This is a genomic window from Nonomuraea sp. NPDC052634, from assembly GCF_040678535.1.
Classification (GTDB): Bacteria; Actinomycetota; Actinomycetes; order Streptosporangiales; family Streptosporangiaceae; genus Nonomuraea; species Nonomuraea fastidiosa.
Genome location: NZ_JBFATY010000019.1, coordinates 1 through 18,780, shown reverse-complemented (window position 1 = coordinate 18,780; position 18,780 = coordinate 1). Strand labels below are relative to the sequence as shown.

Below are 18,780 nucleotides of genomic sequence, written 5' to 3'. Positions count from 1 at the left end.
GGCGGGCGGCTGTCAGGACTTGTGTGCCGACGTGTGGAAACGTTTTAATCCCCCAGTAAACGATCCATGAAAGGCAGGCTTCATGCCGGATGTCATCGCGTACGGCGGCGACTGGAACCCCGAGCAGTGGCCCGAGGAGACCTGGGAGCAGGACGTCGCGCTGATGCGCGAGGCCGGAGTCAACAGGGTCAGCCTCGGCATCTTCTCCTGGTCGCTGCTCGAACCCGTCGAGGGCGTCTTCGAGTTCGGCTGGCTCGACCGGGCCATGGACCTGCTGGCGGCCAACGGCATCCGGGCCAACCTGGCCACGCCCACCGCCTCGCCGCCGCCCTGGTTCGCCGACGCCTACCCCGAGGCGCTGCCCGTGGACGCCGACGGCCGGCGGCTGTACCACGGCAGCAGGCAGGCGTTCTGCCCCAGCTCGCCGATCTACAAGGAGAAGGCGCTGCGCATCGCCGAACAGGTCGCCGTCCGCTACCGCGACCACCCGGCGCTCGCCCTGTGGCACGTGCACAACGAGTACGGCTGCCACAACGCCCGCTGCTACTGCGACGCCTCCGCCGCGGCCTTCCGCGCCTGGCTGCGCTCGCGCTACTCCTCGCTCGACGCGCTGAACGACGCCTGGGGCACCGCGTTCTGGTCCCAGCACTACAGCGACTGGGCGCAGATCCTGCCGCCGCGCGCCACGCCCAGCTTCGCCAACCCGGGCCAGCTCCTCGACTTCCGCAGGTTCAGCTCCGACGCCCTCGTCGAGCTCTACCTGGCGGAACGCGAGCTGCTCAAGCAGATCACCCCCGGCGTGCCCGCCACCACCAACCTCATGGCCGGCGCCCACTGGGACATGGACTGCTGGGCCTTCGCCGCCGAGCTGGACATCGTCTCCACCGACCACTACCTCATCGGGGCCCGCGCCGAACCGCACATCGACCTGGCCTTCGCCGCCGACTACGCGCGCTCGCTCAACGGCGGCCGGCCCTGGCTGCTCATGGAGCACTCCACCAGCGCCGTCAACTGGCAGCAGCCGCGCAACCTCGCCAAGGCCCCCGGCGAGCTGCGCCGCAACTCCCTCGCCCACCTGGCCAGGGGCGCCGACGGCATCATGTTCTTCCAGTGGCGCCAGTCCAGGGCGGGCGCGGAGAAGTGGCACTCGGCGATGCTGCCGCACGCCGGCACCGACACCAAGATCTTCCGCGAGGTGAAGGCGCTCGGCGCGGAGCTGGCCGGGCTCGCCGGCGTCGCGGGCAGCCGGGTCGAGGCCGACGTGGCGCTGCTCATCGACCACTCCAGCGTGTGGGCCCAGGACCACCCCGCCCAGCCCAGCTCCGAGCTCGACCCGGTGGAGGAGGCCAAGCGCTGGCACGCGGCGCTGTGGCGGGCCGGCGTCACCTGCGACCTGGCGCACCCCGAAGGCGACCTCACCGGCTACCGGCTGGTGCTGGTGCCGCAGCTCTACCTGGTGAGCGACGCGGGCGCGGCCAACCTGGAGGAGTTCGCGCGCCGGGGCGGCGTCGTGCTCGTCGGGCCGTACAGCGGGATCGTGGACGAATGCGACAGGGTGCGGCTCGGCGGCTACCCGGGCGCCTGGCGCGACCTGCTGGGCGTGACCGTCGAGGAGTTCTTCCCGCTCGCCGAGCCGATCAGGCTGGCATCGGGCGCGACGGGCCGGCTCTGGAGCGAGGCGGCGCGGGTCACGACGGCGAAGGTGCTCGACACGTACGCCAGCGGCGAGCCCGCCTGGACCCGCAACGAGTTCGGCGACGGCGTCGCCCACTACCTGACCACCCTGCTCGACGACGCCGCGCTGGCCGAGGTCATCGGCACCGTGTGCAGGGAGGCCGGGGTCGAGCCCGCCGCCGATACCGTGCCCGGCGTCGAGGTGGTGCGCCGCACGCGCGCAGACGGCGGCTCCTTCCTGTTCGCGATCAACCACACCGGCGAGGACGCCGCGGTCACCACCCGCGACGGCCGTACCGTCACGGTCGCGGCGGGAGACGCCGTGGTCGTCCCCGGCTGAGCCGCGCGCTGCCGAACCGGGCCCCGCCCGAGATGGGTGCCGCCGGATCCCGCGCTGCCGGCCCGCGCCCGTGCGGCCCGCGCCCGTGCGGGGGCGGGCCCTGCTGAGACGGCGCCGGGGAAACGCGCGAGGTTTGAAACGTGTCAGAGCCCGGTCCCGGCCCCGCGACGCAGGGCCGGGGCCCCGGCCGCGCATTGACAGCGGCCAGCGGGAATCATAGTTTCCTGCCCAGAACATTAAAACGTTTTGAAGGGAGTGTCAGTGCAACGCGTGTGCTTCCTGCTGAAAGTCCGCCAGGATCGGCTGGCGGAGTATCGCGAACGCCACCGCGACGTCTGGCCGGAGATGCGCGAGGCGCTGTCACGTACCGGCTGGCACAACTACTCGCTCTTCCTCAGGGACGACGGCCTGCTCGTCGGCTACCTGGAGACCGAGGACTTCGAGGCCGCCAAGAAGGCGATGGCCGAGACCGAGGTCAACGCCCGCTGGCAGGCGGAGATGGCGCCGTTCTTCGAGGACCTCGACGGCCGGCCCGACGAGGGCATGACGCCGCTGACCGAAGTGTTCCACCTGGACTGATCGGGGAGTAATGACTGACATCAAGGCCGCACTGCGGGCGCAGCACATCGAGACGCCGTCCTGGGCCTACGGCAACAGCGGCACCCGCTTCAAGGTGTTCGCGCAGAAGGGCGTGCCGCGCGACCCGTACGAGAAGCTCGCCGACGCCGCCCAGGTGCACGCCCACACCGGCGTCGCGCCCACGGTCGCGCTGCACATCCCGTGGGACAAGGTGGACGACTACGCCGACCTCGCCCGGCACGCCCGCGACCTGGGCGTCGGCATCGGAGCCATCAACTCCAACGTCTTCCAGGACGACGACTACATGCTGGGCAGCGTCACCAACCCCGACCCGCGCGTCCGCCGCAAGGCCACCGACCACCTGCTCGAATGCGTGGACATCATGGACGCCACCGGCTCCGACACGCTCAAGCTGTGGTTCTCCGACGGCATCAACTACCCGGGCCAGGACGACCTGCGGGCCCGCCAGGACCGCCTGGCCGAGGCGCTCGCCGAGGTCTACGACCGGCTCGGCGACGGCCAGCGCTTCCTGCTGGAGTACAAGCTGTTCGAGCCCGCCTTCTACGCCACCGACGTGCCGGACTGGGGCACCGCGTACGCCCACTGCGTCAAGCTCGGCCCCAAGGCCCAGGTCGTCGTGGACACCGGTCACCACGCGCCGGGCACCAACATCGAGTTCATCGTGGCGTTCCTGCTGCGCGAGGGCAAGCTCGGCGGCTTCGACTTCAACTCCCGCTTCTACGCAGACGACGACCTCATGGTCGGCGCCGCGGACCCGTTCCAGCTCTTCCGCATCATGTTCGAGGTGGTGCGCGGCGGCGGCCTCGACCCCGAGGCGAACGTCGCGTTCATGCTCGACCAGTGCCACAACATCGAGCCCAAGATCGCCGGCCAGATCCGCTCGGTCATGAACGTCCAGGAGGCCACCGCCAAGGCGCTGCTGGTGGACCGCGACGCGCTGGCCGCCGCGCAGAACGCGGGCGACGTGCTGGGCGCCAACGCCGTCCTCATGGACGCCTACAACACCGACGTGCGGCCGCTGCTCGCCGAGCTGCGCGAGGAGATGGGCCTCGCGCCCGACCCGATGGCCGCCTACGCCGCGTCCGGATACTTCGAGAAGATCGCCGCCGAGCGCGTCGGCGGGCAGCAGGCCGGCTGGGGGGCCTGAACCGACATGTCGAACGTCATCAACGAGCTGCTCGACCGCTCCCACCGCCTGGGCGCGGACCCGCGCAACACCAACTACGCAGGCGGCAACACCTCCGCCAAGGGCACCGCGACCGACCCGGTGACCGGCTCCGACGTCGAGCTGCTGTGGGTCAAGGGCTCCGGCGGCGACCTCGGCACGCTCAAGGAGTCGGGCCTGGCCGTGCTCCGCCTCGACCGGCTGCGCGCGCTCAAGGACGTCTATCCGGGCGTCGAGCGCGAGGACGAGATGGTCGCGGCCTTCGACTACTGCCTGCACGGCAGGGGCGGCGCCGCCCCGTCGATCGACACCGCCATGCACGGCCTGGTGGACGCCGCCCACGTCGACCACCTGCACCCCGACGCCGGTATCGCGCTGGCCACCGCCGCCGACGGCGAGGAGCTGACCAGGCGCATCTTCGGCGACCGCGTCGTGTGGGTGCCGTGGCGCCGGCCCGGCTTCCAGCTCGGCCTGGACATCGCCGCCATCAAGGACGCCAACCCGCAGGCCATCGGCTGCATCCTGGGCGGCCACGGCATCACCGCGTGGGGCTCGACGTCCCAGGAGTGCGAGGAGCGCTCGCTGGAGATCATCCGCACCGCGGAGGCGTACCTGGCCGAGCACGGCCGCCCCGACCCGTTCGGCCCGGTCGTCTACGAGACGCTGCCCGAGGCCGAGCGGCACGCGCGGGCCGCCGCGCTGTTCCCGATCGTGCGCGGCCTGGCCTCCACCGACGCGCGCGTGGTCGGCCACTACACCGACACGCCCGAGGTGCTGGACTTCGTCTCGCGGGCCGAGCACCCGAGGCTCGCGGCGCTGGGCACGTCCTGCCCCGACCACTTCCTGCGGACGAAGGTCGCGCCGCTGGTGCTCGACCTGCCGCCGGACGCGCCGCTGGAGCAGGCCGCCGAGCGGCTGCGCGAGCTGCACGCCGCCTACCGCGCCGACTACACCGCCTACTATGAGCGGCACGCACAGCCGGACTCGCCGCCCATGCGCGGCGCCGACCCGGCGATCGTGCTGGTGCCGGGCGTCGGCATGTTCTCCTTCGGCAAGGACAAGCAGACCGCGCGGGTGGCCGGCGAGTTCTACGTCAACGCCATCAACGTCATGCGCGGCGCCGAGTCCGTCTCCACCTACGCGCCCATCCCCGAGTCGGAGAAGTTCCGCATCGAGTACTGGGAGCTGGAGGAGGCCAAGCTCCGCCGCATGCCCAAGCCCAAGCCGCTGGCCACCAGGATCGCGCTGGTCACCGGCGGCGGCTCCGGCATCGGCGCGGCCACCGCGCGCCGGCTGGCCGCCGAGGGCGCGTGCGTGATCGTGGCCGACCGCGACCTCGCCGCCGCCGAGAAGGTGGCCGCCGAGATCGGCGCGCAGGCGCACCGGCCGTCCGACGTGGCCGTGGCGATCGGCGTGGACGTCACCTCCGAGGAGCAGATCGCCGCCGCCGTGCGCGCGGGCGTGCTCGCCTTCGGCGGCATCGACCTGGTGGTCAACAACGCGGGACTGTCGCTGTCGCGCTCGCTGCTGGAGACCACGGTCGAGGACTGGGACCTGCAGCACGATGTGATGGCGCGCGGCTCGTTCCTGGTCTCCAGGGAGACCGCCAAGGTCATGATCGGCCAGGGCATGGGCGGCGACATCGTCTACATCTCCTCCAAGAACTCCGTCTTCGCCGGGCCGAACAACGTCGCCTACGGCGCCGCCAAGGCCGACCAGGCGCACCAGGTGCGGCTGCTGGCCGCCGAGCTGGGCGCTCACGGCATCCGGGTCAACGGCGTCAACCCCGACGGCGTCGTACGCGGCTCCGGCATCTTCGCCTCCGGCTGGGGCGCCAACCGGGCGAAGGTGTACGGCGTGGCGGAGGAGAAGCTGGGCGAGTTCTACGCCCAGCGCACGCTGCTCAAGCGCGAGGTGCTGCCCGAGCACGTGGCGGCGGCCGTCTTCGCGCTCACCGGCGGCGAGCTGACCCACACGACCGGCCTGCACATCCCGGTGGACGCGGGCGTCGCCGCGGCCTTCCTGCGCTGAGCGCACGCTCACTCATGGCCCCGAGCCATACGGCTCGGGGCTTTTTACGTGTGGCGGACCGGAAAACGGACAAGAACTGGTGCATGACTTGCAACGCGCCCGCATGTTTCCGGCACGTGTCCGCAGTCGGCAAGTCTCACGATGCGGTCATCAGCCCTGGCCTGGCTTGCATGTTCATCCTCTAGAGTGCATCATCTTCACAAGCAAAGTCATAAGCTATGATGCATAATCATGCAGCGGGAGGGTGTCGCATGAGGGCAGCGGTCGCGGGAGCCAGCGGCTACGCGGGAGGGGAGCTGCTCCGCCTCCTCCTCGCTCATCCCGAGTTCGAGATCGGCGCGCTCACCGCCGCCTCCAGCGCCGGCACCAGGCTCGGCGCGCACCAGCCCCACCTCGCCCCGCTCGCCGGCCGCGTCATCGACGAGACCACTCCCGAGGCGCTCGCCGGGCACGACGTGGTCTTCCTCGCCCTGCCGCACGGCCACTCCGCCGCCGTCGCCGCGCAGCTCGGCGACGAGACGATCGTGGTCGACTGCGGTGCCGACCACCGGCTCGCCGACCCCGCCGCCTGGCAGGAGTTCTACGGCGGCGAGCACGCCGGCACCTGGCCCTACGGCCTGCCCGAGCTGCCCGGCCAGCGCGAGGTGCTCAAGGGCGCCACCCGCATCGCGGTGCCCGGCTGCTACCCGACCTCCGTGCTGCTCGCGCTGTTCCCCGCCTACGCCGCGGGCCTGGCCGGGCCCGAGGTCGTCGTGGTCGCCGCCAGCGGCACCAGCGGCGCCGGCAAGTCGCTCAAGCCCCACCTGCTCGGCAGCGAGGTCATGGGCTCGGTCAGCGCGTACGGCGTGGGCGGCGTCCACCGCCACACCCCCGAGATGGAGCAGGGCCTGTCGGCCGTCGCCGGGCAGCCGGTCCGCGTCTCGTTCACCCCGACGCTCGCGCCCATGAGCCGCGGCATCCTGGCCACCTGCACCGCCCCGGCCACGCCCGGCCTCACCAAGGAGGCGCTGCGCTCGGCGTACGAGACGGCGCTCAAGGACGAGCCGTTCGTCCGCCTGCTGCCCGAGGGCGTCTGGCCGGCCACCTCCATGACCTACGGCGCCAACACCGCCGCACTACAGGTGACGCTCGACGAGCGCGCGGGCCGCGTGGTCGCCGTCATCGCCATCGACAACCTCACCAAGGGCACGGCCGGAGGCGCGATCCAGAGCGTCAACCTCGCCCTCGGCCTGCCGGAAGAGCTCGGCCTCCCCACGACAGGAGTTGCTCCGTGAGAGAGCGCAGCGTAGAGATCAGCAAGCACGGGTGCCCGGCATCCATGCCGGCGGCGAAGGAGGCGGCATGAGCGTCACCGCTCCACTGGGGTTCAGGGCGGCCGGTGTCGCCGCGGGCATCAAGCCCGGCGGCGCCCGTGACCTGGCACTCGTCGTCAACGACGGGCCGAGCCGCGCCGCCGCGGGCGTCTTCACCGCCAACCGCGTGAAGGCCGCCCCGGTGCTGTGGTCGCAGCAGGTCCTGTCCGGCGGCCGGCTGCGCGCCGTCGTGCTCAACTCCGGCGGCGCCAACGCCTGCACAGGGCCCGAGGGCTTCCAGGACGCCCACGCCACCGCCGAGAAGGTGGCCGAGGTGCTCGAAGACTCCGCCGGCGAGGTCGCCGTCTGCTCCACCGGCCTCATCGGCGAGCGGCTGCCGATGGACGCGCTGCTGTCCGGCGTCGAGACCGCGGCAGGACAGCTCTCCCGCGACGGTGGCCTGGCCGCCGCCGACGCCATCCGCACCACCGACACCGTCTCCAAGATCTCCTTCAAGCGCGGCACCGGCTACATGGTCGGCGGCATGGCCAAGGGAGCCGGCATGCTCGCCCCCGCCCTGGCCACCATGCTCTGCGTCATCACCACCGACGCCGAGGTCAGCGCAGAAGAGCTCGACACCGTGCTGCGCGCGGCCACGTCCAAGACCTTCGACCGGCTCGACACCGACGGCTGCATGTCGACCAACGACACCGTGCTGCTGCTCGCCAGCGGCGCCGCCGGCGTGCGGCCCGACCTCGCCGAGTTCGAGGAGCGGGTCACCGAGGTCTGCGCCGACCTGGCCAGGCAGCTCCTCGTCGACGCCGAGGGCGCGACCAAGGCCATCGCCATCGAGGTGGTCGGCGCCGCCTCCGAGGACGACGCGGTCAAGGTGGGCCGCGCGGTCGCCCGTTCCAACCTGCTCAAGTGCGCCATCCACGGCGAGGACCCCAACTGGGGCCGCGTGCTCGCCGCCGTCGGCACCACCGACGCCGAGTTCGAGCCCGACCGGCTCAACGTCGCCATCAACGGCATCTGGATCTGCCGGGGCGGCGCCGTCGGCGACGACCGCTCCAAGGTCGACATGCGCCCCCGCGACGTCACCATCACCATCGACCTGTCGGCGGGCCCGCACACCGCGACCGTGCACACCACCGACCTGACCGCCGACTACGTCCACGAGAACTCGGCGTACTCCTCATGAGGCTGACCACCGCACAGAGCAAGGCCCAGGCGCTGATCGAGGCGCTGCCCTGGCTCACCCGCTTCCACGGCGCCGTCGTCGTCGTCAAGTACGGCGGCAACGCCATGACCGACGAGTCGCTCAAGCACCGCTTCGCCGAGGACGTCGTCTTCCTCCACCACGCCGGCCTGCGCCCGGTCGTGGTGCACGGCGGCGGACCGCAGATCAGCAGCGCGCTCGACCGGCTCGGCATCGAGTCCACCTTCACCGCCGGGCTCCGGGTCACCACGCCCGAGGCCATGCAGGTCGTCAGGATGGTGCTCACCGGCCAGGTCAACCCCGAGATCGTCGGCCTGATCAACCACCACGGCCCGTTCGCCGTCGGCATGTCGGGCGAGGACGCCCACCTGTTCACCGCCGTGCGCAAGCACGCGATCGTGGACGGCGAGCCCGTCGACATCGGCCAGGTCGGCGAGATCATCAAGGTCGAGCCGGGCGCCGTGCGCGCACTGCTCGACGACGGCCGCATCCCCGTCGTCTCCAGCGTGGCCAGGGGTGACGACGGACAGATCTACAACGTCAATGCCGACACCGCGGCCGCCGCGCTGGCCGTGGCGCTCAAGGCGCAGAAGCTGATCGTGCTGACCGACGTCGAGGGCCTGTACGCGAACTGGCCCGACGACACCGACGTCATCGACCAGCTCACCGCCGACGAGCTGGCGGCGATGATGCCCACATTGTCCAGCGGTATGGTGCCCAAGATGGAGGCGTGCCTGACGGCCGTGCAAGGCGGGGTCCCGCAGGCCCACGTGCTCGACGGCCGGGTGCCCCACTCGCTGCTGCTGGAGATCTTCACCAATGAAGGAATCGGAACGATGGTGATCCCGTCATGAACCTGCACGAGCGCTTCGGCAACGCCTTCATGCCCAACTACGGCGTCCCGCCGATCGCGCTGGCCCGCGGCGAGGGCACCCGCGTCTGGGACGTCGACGGCAGGCGATACCTCGACTTCATCGCCGGGATCGCCACCAGCTCGCTCGGCCACGCGCACCCCGCGCTGGTCGAGGCGGTCTCCCGGCAGGTCGCCACGATCGCGCACACGTCCAACCTGTTCCTGCACGAGCCCGAGGTGCTGCTGGCCGAGAAGCTGCTCGACCTGCTCAACGCGCCCGGCCGCGTCTTCTTCGCCAACTCCGGCACCGAGGCCAACGAGGCCGCCTACAAGCTGGCGCTCAAGTACGGCCGCCGCGAGGGCCGCTCCTACTTCGTGGCCGCCGAGAACGGCTTCCACGGCCGCACCATCGGCGCCCTGTCGCTGACCGGCAAGCGGTCCATCCGCGACCAGTTCGGGCCGTTCCCGGTGGACGTGCGGTTCGTCCCGTACGGCGACGCCGCCGCGCTCAAGGAGGCCGTCACCGGCGACTGCATCGCCGTCTTCCTCGAGCCCACCCAGGGCGAGGCCGGCGTGGTGCCGCCGCCCGAGGGCTACTTCGAGGCCGCCCGCGAGATCTGCGACTCCACCGGCGCGCTGCTGGTGGCCGACGAGATCCAGTCGGCCATCGGCCGCACCGGCCACTGGTTCGCCCACCAGGCGGAAGGCGTCACCCCCGACATCCTCACGCTCGCCAAGGGCCTCGGTGGCGGGCTGCCGATCGGCGCCTGCATCGGCTTCGGCGACGTCGGCAGGCTGTTCGAGAAGGGCGACCACGGCTCGACGTTCGGCGGCAACCCGGTCTCGTGCGCCGCCGCGCTGGCCGTGCTCGACAACCTCGACCTCGACCACGTCAAGTCCGTCGCCGCCCGGCTGCGCACCGGCCTTGAGTCCGTCGCGCACCCGCTGCTCAAGGGCGTGCGCGGCCGCGGCCTGTGGCTGGCCGCCGTGCTCGCCGAGCCGCGCTCCGCCCAGGTGCAGCAGGCCGCCGCCGACGCCGGCTTCCTGGTCAACGCCCTGCAGCCGGACGCCGTGCGCATCGCGCCGCCCCTCGTGGTGACCGCCGACGAGGTCGACGCGTTCGTGGCCGCGTTCCCCGCGATCCTCGCGGAGGCGGCCAAGTGACCAGGCACTTCCTGCGCGACGACGACCTCAGCCCCGCCGAGCAGGCCGAGGTGCTCGACCTCGCCGCCGCCATGAAGAAGGACCGCTTCGGCTACCGCCCCTTCGAGGGCCCGCAGACCGTCGCCGTGCTCTTCGACAAGCCGTCGGCGCGCACCCGCGTCTCCTTCCACACCGGCATCGGCGAGCTGGGCGGCCTGCCGCTGGTCGTCGACAACGTCTCGGTGCTCATGGGCCGCGGCGAGCCCACCGCCGACATCGCCCGCGTGCTCGAACGCCAGGTGGCCGCCATCGTCTGGCGCACCACCGGTCAGGAGCTCATCGAGGAGATGGCCGCCCACTCCCGGGTGCCCGTGGTCAACGCGCTCACCGACGACTTCCACCCCTGCCAGATCCTCGCCGACCTGCAGACCGTCAGGGAGCGGCTGGGCCGCACCGCCGGCGTCACGTTCACCTACCTCGGCGACGGCGCCAACAACATGGCCCACTCCTACCTGCTGGGCGGCGCCACGGCCGGCATGCACGTCCGCATCGCCGCGCCCGCCGGCTACCAGCCCGACGCGGTCATCCTCGACAAGGCCGCCGCCATCGCCGCCCAGACCGGCGGCTCGGTCGTCGCGCTGTCCGACCCCGAGGCCGCGGTCCAGGGCGCCCACGTCGTCGCCACCGACACGTGGGTGTCGATGGGGCAGGACGGCAAGGAGCAGCGCGTCGCCGCGCTCTCGCCGTACCAGGTGAACGCCGAGCTGCTCGAACACGCGGCGCCCGACGCGATCGTGCTGCACTGCCTGCCCGCCTACCGCGGGTACGAGATCACCGAAGACGTCCTCGAAGGCCCGCGCAGCGTCGTGTGGGATCAGGCGGAGAACCGCCTGCACGCCCAGAAGGCGCTGCTCCACTGGCTGGTGTCCCAGCGATGATCCCGATGACCAAGGCGGCCCGGCAGGCCAAGATCACCGAGCTGCTGCAGCGCAAGGCCGTACGCTCCCAGCCCGAGCTGGCCAAGCTGCTGGCCGAGAGCGGTGTCGAGGTCACCCAGGCCACGCTCTCGCGCGACCTCGACGAGCTCGGCGCGCTCAAGCTGCGCGCCGACGACGGCTCGCTCGTCTACGCGCTGCCCGGCGAGGGCGGCGGCCGCATCCCGCTCACCCGCACCGGCACCGGCGAGACCCCGGCCGCCCGGCTGCGCCGCATCGCCGAAGAGCTGCTGGTCGAGGCCGAGGCGTCGGCCAACCTGGTCATCGTGCGCACGCCGCCGGGGGCGGCGCAGTTCCTCGCCTCCGCCATCGACCACGCCGACTGGGAGTCCATCCTCGGCACGGTGGCGGGCGACGACACCATCCTCGTCATCAGCCGCGACCCCACCGGCGGGCAGGCCGTCGCCGACGCCCTGCTCAAGATCGCCGACCGGCGCGCCTAGACCGCGCCGTACCTGCTCAGGCCCGCTCCCCGGCTAAGATCACGGCTGCCCGGGACACCACGAGGGGCCGACGTGCACTAATGTCGCGCAGGAGCTAGGGGGAGCGCGAGGCACGATGCCGGCGAGCACCGACGCGGGCGCGGCCAGCCCAAAACGTATATGGAGGACATAACGGTGAGTGAAGGCAAGCCGATGCGGCTGTGGGGCGGACGCTTCGAGAGCGGCCCGTCCGACGCGCTGGCCCGGCTGTCGGTGAGCGTCCACTTCGACTGGCGGCTGGTGCCGTACGACCTGGCGGCGTCCAGGGCGCACGCCCGCGTGCTGCACCGGGCGAACCTGCTGACCGACGAGGAGCTCGAGCGCATGATCGGCGCGCTCGACGACCTCGAGCAGGCGTGCAAGTCCGGCGAGTTCCGCCCGACGGTCGCCGACGAGGACGTGCACACCGCGCTCGAGCGCGGCCTGCTCGAACGGCTCGGCTCGCTCGGCGGCAAGCTGCGCGCCGGCCGCTCGCGCAACGACCAGATCGCCACCGATCTGCGGCTCTACCTCCGCGACCACGCCCGCACGATCGTCTCCCGCCTGGTCGAGCTGGAGACCGCGCTCATGGCGCAGGCCGAGCAGCACGCCGATACCGCCGCGCCCGGCATGACGCACCTGCAGCACGCGCAGCCGGTCTCGTTCGGCCACCAGCTGCTCGCCCACGTGCAGGCGTTCGCCCGCGACGTCGACCGGCTCACCGACTGGGACAAGCGCGCCGCGATCTCCCCGCTCGGCTCCGGCGCCCTGGCCGGCTCGTCGCTGCCGCTCGACCCGCAGGCCGTGGCCGACGAGCTGGGCTTCGCCGCCGCCGCGCCCAACTCGATGGACGCCGTCGCCGACCGCGACTTCGCCGCCGAGTTCCTGTTCGACGCGGCCATGATCGGCGTGCATCTGTCGCGGCTCGGCGAGGAGATCGTCCTGTGGGCCTCGCAGGAGTTCCGCTGGATCGAGATGGACGACGCCTACTCCACCGGCTCGTCGATCATGCCGCAGAAGAAGAACCCCGACGTGGCCGAGCTGGCCCGCGGCAAGTCGGGCCGCCTCATCGGCAACCTGATGTCGCTGCTCACCACGCTTAAGGGCCTGCCGCTGACCTACAACCGCGACCTGCAGGAGGACAAGGAGCCGGTCTTCGACGCCGTCGACACCCTGCTGCTGGTGCTGCCCGCGATGGCCGGCCTGGTCGCCACCATGCGCGTCAACACCGCCCGCCTGGAGGCCTCCGCCCCCGACGGCTACGCCCTGGCCACCGACCTCGCCGAGCTGCTGGTGCGGCGCGGTGTGCCGTTCCGCGAGGCGCACGAGGCGGTCGGCCACCTCGTCGTCTGGTGCCAGGTCAACGACAAGGACCTCGGCGAGCTGACCGACGACGAGCTGGCCAAGGTCTCGCCGCACCTGACGCCCGACGTCCGCGACGTGCTGAGCGTGCCCGGCGCGCTCGCGGCCCGCAAGGCGTACGGCGGCACCGCGCCCGACCGCGTACGCGACCAGCTCATCGCACTCCGCGAAGTCGTCGACGCGCAGGCGGCATGGGCGGCGGGCGGCTGAGCTCCGCACCGCTGCCGCGGAGCTTCTTCGACCGGCCGTCCCACGAGGTCGCGCCCGACCTGCTCGGGCGCGTGCTCGTGCACGGTTCCGTCGCCGTACGCCTGACCGAGGTCGAGGCGTACGGCGGCCCCGGCGAGGACCCCGCGGCCCACACCTACCGCGGCAAGACCCCGCGCAACGCCGTCATGTTCGGCCCGCCGGGCCACCTGTACGTGTACTTCACCTACGGCATGCACTTCTGCGCCAACCTCGTCTGCCTGCCCGAGGGCTTCGGCTCGGCGGTGCTGCTGCGCGCGGGCGAGGTGGTGGAGGGCGTGGCCGAGGCGCGCGCCCGCCGCTCGGGCGGCCGTCCGGTCCCCGACCGCGACCTGGCGCGCGGGCCCGCCAGGCTGGCTGTCGCGCTCGGCCTGCTGCGCGAGCACAACGGCATCGACGCCGTGCTCGAAGGCTCGCCCGCCGGCCGTCCCCGGCAGTCGGCCGCCGTGCTGGAAGGCCGTCCCGCCGATCCCGCGACGATCAGGTCAGGCCCGCGCACCGGCGTGTCGACGGCCAAGGAGACGCCGTGGCGGTTCTGGATCGACGGCGATCCGACCGTCTCCCCGTACCGGGCTCACGTGCCCCGGCGCCGCAGGGCCGCGGCCACCTCCGTCGGAGAGGCACCCAGCTCATGAGCGCTGAAGATGTGCAGGTAGTCGCCGGTGTCGATCTCCAGCATCTCGCTGCGCAGCCCCCACCGCCTGCGCACGTCCACCTTGATCTCCTCGATCGACTCCCACGGCACGTGCCGCCGCCCCGCGAACCCGTGCACCACCGTGATGCCGCTCTCGTCGGCCGCCAGCCGCACCGGCACCAGCACGTCGCGCAGCCCCATCGCCCCCAGCAGAACCGTCGCGGGAACGGCGAGGATCACGCCGCGGACATCGCCGGCCGACCACCAGTAGACCCCGAGCCCGGCACACGTCAGAGCCCCTAAGATCTTGAAAACGGCCAGCTCGCGACGGACCCTCCACATGGGCACCCAGCGTATCCAAGTGGCGCGCATCCGGCCTGATCGGGCAGGCTAAAGGCACCGACATCCGACAGGAAAGCCAGATCACCGTGACCGACTTCCTTGACGACCTCGCGTGGCGAGGCCTGATCGCCCAGTCCACCGACCTCGACGCGCTGCGTGCGTCCATGGCCAAGGGACCGATCACGCTTTATTGCGGTTTCGACCCGACCGCGCCGTCCCTGCATGTCGGTCATTTCGTGCCGCTGCTGACGCTGCGCCGCTTCCAGCAGGCGGGCCACCGCCCGATCGGCCTGGTCGGCGGGGCCACCGGCCTCATCGGCGACCCCAGCGGGCGCAACACCGAGCGCTCGCTCAACGACCTCGACGTCGTGGCCGGCTGGGTCGAGCGGCTGCGCGGCCAGGTCGGGCGCTTCCTCGACTTCGACGCCCAGCCCAACGCCGCGCTCCTGGTCAGCAACCTCGACTGGACCGGCAAGCTGAGCGCCATCGAGTTCCTGCGCGACATCGGCAAGCACTTCCCGGTCAACCGCATGCTCGCCAGGGAGTCCGTCTCGGCGCGGCTGGCCGGTGAGGGCCTCAGCTACACCGAGTTCAGCTACCAGATCCTGCAGTCGTACGACTTCCTCGAGCTCTACCGCCGCTACAACTGCACGCTGCAGATCGGCGGCAGCGACCAGTGGGGCAACATCACCGCCGGCGCCGACCTCATCCGGCGCGTCGAGGGCGGCCACGTCCACGTCATGACGCTGCCGCTGATCACCAAGGCCGACGGCACCAAGTTCGGCAAGACCGCCGGCGGCGCCCTCTGGCTCGACCCGGAGATGACCTCCCCGTACGCCTTCTACCAGTACTTCCTCAACTCCGACGACCGCGACGTGATCCACTACCTGAAGGTGTTCACGTTCCGCAGCCGCGAGGAGATCGAGGAGCTGGAGAAGGCCGTCGCCGAGCGGCCCTTCGCCCGTGAGGCCCAGCGCGTGCTCGCCGCCGACCTCACCGAGCTGCTGCACGGCAAGGAGGAGCTGGACGCCGTGGTCGCCGCCTCCAAGGCGCTGTTCGGTCAGGGCGCGCTCGAAGAGCTGCCGGCCTCCACGCTCGGCGCCGCGCTGGCCGAGGTGCCCAAGGCCGACATCCCGGCGCTCGGGGTGCCGTACGTCGATCTGCTCGCGCAGAGCGGCATCGTGGAGTCCAAGTCCGCGGCCCGCCGGGTCATCAAGGAGGGCGGCGCCTACCTCAACAACCGGAAGATCACCGACGAGGCGTACGTGCCCGGCCCCGAGGACCTGCTCGCCGGGCGGTACATGGTGCTGCGGCGCGGCAAGAAGTCGATCGGCGGCGTCGAGGTCGTCGGCTGAGGTCTCCCTGAGGGCGGGCGCCGCCTGCTGAAGCGGCAGTGCCTGCCTGTCGAGGGCGGGCACTGTGCGGCAGTCGCCCGCCCTTACGCATGCCCGCGCTACCGCTGGGTGCCGGGCGCGTCCCGGCGCGTGTCCCGCCGGCCGGGAGCGGTCGCAGCCGGATCCGGCGTGCCGGCCCTGCGCCGCTGGGCGCCCTCTTGCGTGGAGGTTCGCCGGGTGACGCGCGGCGTCGCCGGCCGCTGCGGTTCCTCGGGGCGGGTGAACAGCGCGACCGTCAGCCCCGGCAGATCGCCGGAGTGCTTGGCCAGCTCCAGCTCGAACCCGGCTTCGCGTACCTGCTCGACCCGGGGGAGCCCGTCGCCCTTGAGGCCCGTCTGCTTGGTGCCGCGCCAGACCACCCACACGCGCTCGCGCCCGGCCAGCGCCGCCGCGACATCCCGCCGTTCCCGGTAGCCGAACCCGGTGGCGGCCGGCGCGTCCTCCGTGCGCAGGACGTCGACCGGCATGAGGGAGTCGGCGTAGTAGTCGAAGCCGGTACGCAGCTGGCTCTGCCCGTAGACGATGGCGTCGTCCGGCTTCGCCTTGATCACCCGCAGCGCCCACGGGATGTTCTCCATGCGGCCGTTCTCCTCGCGCACGTCCACGTGCTCGGGCAGGGCGACCAGGCAGCCCACCACCACGACCAGCACTCCGGCCACCACCTGCAAGCGCGGCAGGCAGGCGACCGCCATGCCCACGAGCAGCGCGAGCGCGGGGGCGGTCACGAAGAGGTAGCGGTCCACGTACACGGGAGTGACGAGCCAGGAGACCGCGAGCAGCAGCACGGGCGGAAACACCAGCCATCCCGCCAGGGCCGCCGCCCAGCTCCGCTCGCCCGCCGCCCGCCACAGCAGCACGGCGCCCGCCAGGGCGATCGCGAACAACGCGATGCCCAGCGGCTCCGAGCCCGCCGCCATCTTCGGGAACTTCAGCCACACCTCGGGGCCGCGCTGCGGGATCCAGCTGATGGCGTGCCGCTCACCGAACCCGATCAGCCCCAGCACCGCCGCGGGGACGCATCCGACGGCGAGCGCGGCCGCCATCTTGGGCAGCACGTCCCGCCGTATCAGGAAGATCTGGGCGGGGAGCACCAGCACCGCGAACAGGTGCGTGCAGCACACGAACGCCACCGCCGCACCGTACGCCGCCCACCTGCGCCCGCTCGGCAGCTCCAGCGCCCGGTGCAGCGTCCAGAAGGCGAGCACCACCGCCGCCGCGGCGAACGCGTACGACCTGGCGAAAGCCCCGTAGTAGGACACCGACGGCAGGATCGCGAACACCCCCGCCGCCACCACTCCGGCTCGCGTGCTGTGCACCCGCCGGCCCAGGTCCGCCAGCAGCCACGCCGCCACCCCGATGGCCAGCGCCGACGGCAGGCGGAGCCACAGCTCGGCCGTACCCGCCTTCACCCAGAAGTGCATGAACAGGTAGTAGGGCAGGAAGTGTCCGTCGATGTGGCGGGCCAGCTCGAACAGTCCGGCGAGCGACCGTTCGGCGGCGCTGATGGTGGCCAGCTCGTCGCCGTTCAGGGTGCTCGCGCCGGTGCCCGAGAACGCGGCGATCGCGCCGAGCAACCCCATCCACCAAGGAGCGAACGCGCGCCGGCGCGTGGCCGGACGTGCTGGAGCGACACGGGTGGCGACAGAGTTCACCCGAGGCAGGATACGTGCGGTTATGGTCGGGGACATGGCAAACGTGATCGTTTTCGACCTCTATGGGGTGATCGCCCTCAACCAGGCGGATGAGGCGCGGCAGCGGATCGTCGAGCTGGCCGGGGCCGAGGCAGAGCCGTTCTGGGAGGCGTACTGGGCCTGCCGCCCGGCGTACGACGCCGGCCAGGACAGCACCGCCTACTGGAACGCCGTGGCCGACCGGCTCGGGGTGCGCTTCGCCGATGTCCCCGCGCTGATCGCCGCCGACCTCGACAGCTGGTCGCGCGTCGACACCGCCATGGCCGGCCTGATCCACGAACTCGCCGACCAGGGGCACCGCCTCGGCTTGCTGTCGAACATCATCGCGGACCTGGTGCCCGTCTGGGAGTCGCGCCACGGCTCCTTGCTCGGCCGCTTCGCCGCGCTGACGTTCTCGTGCCGGGAGGGGGTGGCGAAGCCGGATCGGCGTGCGTACGAGATCTGCGCGGAGCGGATGGGCGTGGCGCCGGGGGAGGTGCTGTTCATCGACGATCGCGAGGAGAACGTGGTGGCGGCGCGGGAGGCGGGCATGACGGCCGAGGTCTTCCGGTCGGTCGAGCAGGTGCGCGAACTTGCCAAGACCGTCGCCCTGTGACGGCGGGGGCATGCCGCTCCGCAGGGATCTGGCACGCCGCACCTGCCTCACTCTGCTTCTTGGCCTCGGGCTTGACCTGGGGTGCTCTAGCCGATGGCTTGGGCTGATGCGTGACCCGGAACGCTCACGGCTGTTTCTTACCGCGTAGGTCGCCCTTGTCGCGATAGACCGGCGGTTGTCGCGTTGGGTCGGGCATGGCCGTGTCGGGGTGGAGGCAGCGGCGTTGGGGTGGGCGTCACCGCGTTGGGGCGGGTTTCGTCGCGTAGGGCGGGGCGATTTGACGAGTCGTGGATCGGCACCTAATCTTTCACTTCGCCCCGGGAGTGAGCCGGACGCCGGACAGGCGGACGGGCCCCAGGGCAAACCCCTTGAAGTAACGAGCCACTCGGCGAGGCTGCTTCGGCGTGTTCTCGCACGGGTTGTCCTGGGGTGTGTCGACATCACCGAAAATGCGGTTGATTCGACATGACCACAGTGACACGGTACGTTGCGGGGGTTGCCTCAGATCGGGGCAGACAATCTTGGAAGTCCGATTCGCTTCTCGTCAAGTCGCGAGAGTTGACACGAGGCGAGGCGAACTGGTAAGATTGCGGCGAACGAGATAGCGCCTCACGGCGCGAGGCCCACCGAAAGTGGGTCTCAGCCGGGTGTACGCGTCCGTTTCTTGAGAACTCAACAGTGTGTTAAAAGCCAGTGCATGATGCATTACCCCGTCATGTTTCCATGACGTGGATTCCTTTTAG

At 71.6% G+C, this 18,780-nt stretch carries 16 protein-coding genes; 14 read left to right on the top strand and 2 right to left on the bottom strand.

What is annotated here, in order from left to right:
• The first annotated feature begins 82 nt into the window (after positions 1 to 82).
• The 12 genes from AB0K67_RS39110 to AB0K67_RS39055 all read left to right on the top strand — a co-directional run bounded on the left by AB0K67_RS39110 (position 83) and on the right by AB0K67_RS39055 (position 14,016).
• Positions 83 to 2,014 (top strand): beta-galactosidase, encoded by a 1,932-nt coding sequence (locus AB0K67_RS39110; protein WP_364070312.1) that lies wholly within the window; start codon positions 83 to 85, stop codon positions 2,012 to 2,014.
• A gap of 261 nt (positions 2,015 to 2,275) precedes the next feature.
• On the top strand, positions 2,276 to 2,593 hold the full coding sequence (locus AB0K67_RS39105) for an L-rhamnose mutarotase (protein ID WP_364070310.1): 318 nt from the start codon (positions 2,276 to 2,278) through the stop codon (positions 2,591 to 2,593).
• Positions 2,594 to 2,603: 10 nt separating this feature from the next.
• A complete protein-coding gene (gene rhaI / locus AB0K67_RS39100) occupies positions 2,604 to 3,761 on the top strand; it encodes an L-rhamnose isomerase (protein ID WP_364070307.1) in 1,158 nt (385 codons plus the stop codon).
• Positions 3,762 to 3,767: 6 nt separating this feature from the next.
• A complete protein-coding gene (locus AB0K67_RS39095) occupies positions 3,768 to 5,810 on the top strand; it encodes a bifunctional aldolase/short-chain dehydrogenase (protein ID WP_364070305.1) in 2,043 nt (680 codons plus the stop codon).
• A 251-nt stretch (positions 5,811 to 6,061) separates the two neighbouring features.
• Positions 6,062 to 7,084: an N-acetyl-gamma-glutamyl-phosphate reductase gene (gene argC / locus AB0K67_RS39090; RefSeq protein ID WP_364070303.1), complete on the top strand. Its 1,023-nt coding sequence runs from the start codon at positions 6,062 to 6,064 to the stop codon at positions 7,082 to 7,084.
• A gap of 67 nt (positions 7,085 to 7,151) precedes the next feature.
• Positions 7,152 to 8,303, top strand: a complete 1,152-nt coding sequence (gene argJ / locus AB0K67_RS39085) for a bifunctional glutamate N-acetyltransferase/amino-acid acetyltransferase ArgJ (RefSeq protein ID WP_364070300.1) — start codon at positions 7,152 to 7,154, stop codon at positions 8,301 to 8,303.
• On the top strand, positions 8,300 to 9,175 hold the full coding sequence (gene argB, locus AB0K67_RS39080) for an acetylglutamate kinase (protein ID WP_364070297.1): 876 nt from the start codon (positions 8,300 to 8,302) through the stop codon (positions 9,173 to 9,175). Before argJ ends, argB begins: the two co-directional genes overlap by 4 nt.
• Entirely contained in the window at positions 9,172 to 10,338 is a 1,167-nt protein-coding gene (locus AB0K67_RS39075; protein WP_364070294.1) for an acetylornithine transaminase, read from the top strand. The genes argB and AB0K67_RS39075 overlap by 4 nt, the downstream gene beginning before the upstream one ends.
• Positions 10,335 to 11,255, top strand: coding sequence for an ornithine carbamoyltransferase (gene argF, locus AB0K67_RS39070; protein WP_364070292.1), 921 nt, complete (start codon positions 10,335 to 10,337; stop codon positions 11,253 to 11,255). Before AB0K67_RS39075 ends, argF begins: the two co-directional genes overlap by 4 nt.
• Positions 11,252 to 11,755, top strand: a complete 504-nt coding sequence (locus AB0K67_RS39065; protein WP_364070290.1) for an arginine repressor — start codon at positions 11,252 to 11,254, stop codon at positions 11,753 to 11,755. The genes argF and AB0K67_RS39065 overlap by 4 nt, the downstream gene beginning before the upstream one ends.
• 159 nt (positions 11,756 to 11,914) lie before the next feature.
• On the top strand, positions 11,915 to 13,345 hold the full coding sequence (gene argH, locus AB0K67_RS39060; protein ID WP_364070288.1) for an argininosuccinate lyase: 1,431 nt from the start codon (positions 11,915 to 11,917) through the stop codon (positions 13,343 to 13,345).
• The gene (locus tag AB0K67_RS39055) at positions 13,327 to 14,016 is read left to right on the top strand and encodes a DNA-3-methyladenine glycosylase (protein WP_364070286.1); all 690 of its coding nucleotides are present in this window, start codon (positions 13,327 to 13,329) and stop codon (positions 14,014 to 14,016) included. Before argH ends, AB0K67_RS39055 begins: the two co-directional genes overlap by 19 nt.
• Here the strand turns inward: AB0K67_RS39055 and AB0K67_RS39050 are convergent.
• Positions 13,956 to 14,357, bottom strand: a complete 402-nt coding sequence (locus tag AB0K67_RS39050; RefSeq protein WP_364070283.1) for a PH domain-containing protein — start codon at positions 14,355 to 14,357, stop codon at positions 13,956 to 13,958. The genes AB0K67_RS39055 and AB0K67_RS39050 overlap by 61 nt on opposite strands.
• An 86-nt stretch (positions 14,358 to 14,443) precedes the next feature.
• On the opposite strand from AB0K67_RS39050, the gene tyrS reads away from it, so the two are divergent.
• A complete protein-coding gene (tyrS, locus tag AB0K67_RS39045; protein WP_364070281.1) occupies positions 14,444 to 15,712 on the top strand; it encodes a tyrosine--tRNA ligase in 1,269 nt (422 codons plus the stop codon).
• Between the two features lie 98 nt (positions 15,713 to 15,810).
• Here the strand turns inward: tyrS and AB0K67_RS39040 are convergent, their stop codons facing one another.
• On the bottom strand, positions 15,811 to 17,331 hold the full coding sequence (locus AB0K67_RS39040) for a glycosyltransferase family 39 protein (RefSeq protein WP_364070279.1): 1,521 nt from the start codon (positions 17,329 to 17,331) through the stop codon (positions 15,811 to 15,813).
• Between the two features lie 106 nt (positions 17,332 to 17,437).
• Here AB0K67_RS39040 and AB0K67_RS39035 point away from each other — a divergent pair, with 106 nt between their 5' ends.
• Positions 17,438 to 18,037, top strand: coding sequence for an HAD family phosphatase (locus AB0K67_RS39035; RefSeq protein WP_364070276.1), 600 nt, complete (start codon positions 17,438 to 17,440; stop codon positions 18,035 to 18,037).
• The last annotated feature ends 743 nt before the right edge of the window (positions 18,038 to 18,780 follow it).

What these genes read in the sequence shown, in the direction of transcription:
- argH (WP_364070288.1), top strand. Translation starts at nt 11,915, where the DNA reads ATGGAGGACATAACGGTGAGTGAAGGCAAGCCGATGCGGCTGTGGGGC.
- argB (WP_364070297.1), top strand. Translation starts at nt 8,300, where the DNA reads ATGAGGCTGACCACCGCACAGAGCAAGGCCCAGGCGCTGATCGAGGCG.
- AB0K67_RS39035 (WP_364070276.1), top strand. Translation starts at nt 17,438, where the DNA reads ATGGCAAACGTGATCGTTTTCGACCTCTATGGGGTGATCGCCCTCAAC.
- AB0K67_RS39075 (WP_364070294.1), top strand. Translation starts at nt 9,172, where the DNA reads ATGAACCTGCACGAGCGCTTCGGCAACGCCTTCATGCCCAACTACGGC.
- AB0K67_RS39050 (WP_364070283.1), bottom strand. Translation starts at nt 14,357, where the DNA reads ATGTGGAGGGTCCGTCGCGAGCTGGCCGTTTTCAAGATCTTAGGGGCT.
- argJ (WP_364070300.1), top strand. Translation starts at nt 7,152, where the DNA reads ATGAGCGTCACCGCTCCACTGGGGTTCAGGGCGGCCGGTGTCGCCGCG.
- AB0K67_RS39095 (WP_364070305.1), top strand. Translation starts at nt 3,768, where the DNA reads ATGTCGAACGTCATCAACGAGCTGCTCGACCGCTCCCACCGCCTGGGC.
- AB0K67_RS39065 (WP_364070290.1), top strand. Translation starts at nt 11,252, where the DNA reads ATGATCCCGATGACCAAGGCGGCCCGGCAGGCCAAGATCACCGAGCTG.
- AB0K67_RS39110 (WP_364070312.1), top strand. Translation starts at nt 83, where the DNA reads ATGCCGGATGTCATCGCGTACGGCGGCGACTGGAACCCCGAGCAGTGG.
- rhaI (WP_364070307.1), top strand. Translation starts at nt 2,604, where the DNA reads ATGACTGACATCAAGGCCGCACTGCGGGCGCAGCACATCGAGACGCCG.
- argC (WP_364070303.1), top strand. Translation starts at nt 6,062, where the DNA reads ATGAGGGCAGCGGTCGCGGGAGCCAGCGGCTACGCGGGAGGGGAGCTG.
- AB0K67_RS39040 (WP_364070279.1), bottom strand. Translation starts at nt 17,331, where the DNA reads ATGGGGTTGCTCGGCGCGATCGCCGCGTTCTCGGGCACCGGCGCGAGC.
- AB0K67_RS39055 (WP_364070286.1), top strand. Translation starts at nt 13,327, where the DNA reads ATGGGCGGCGGGCGGCTGAGCTCCGCACCGCTGCCGCGGAGCTTCTTC.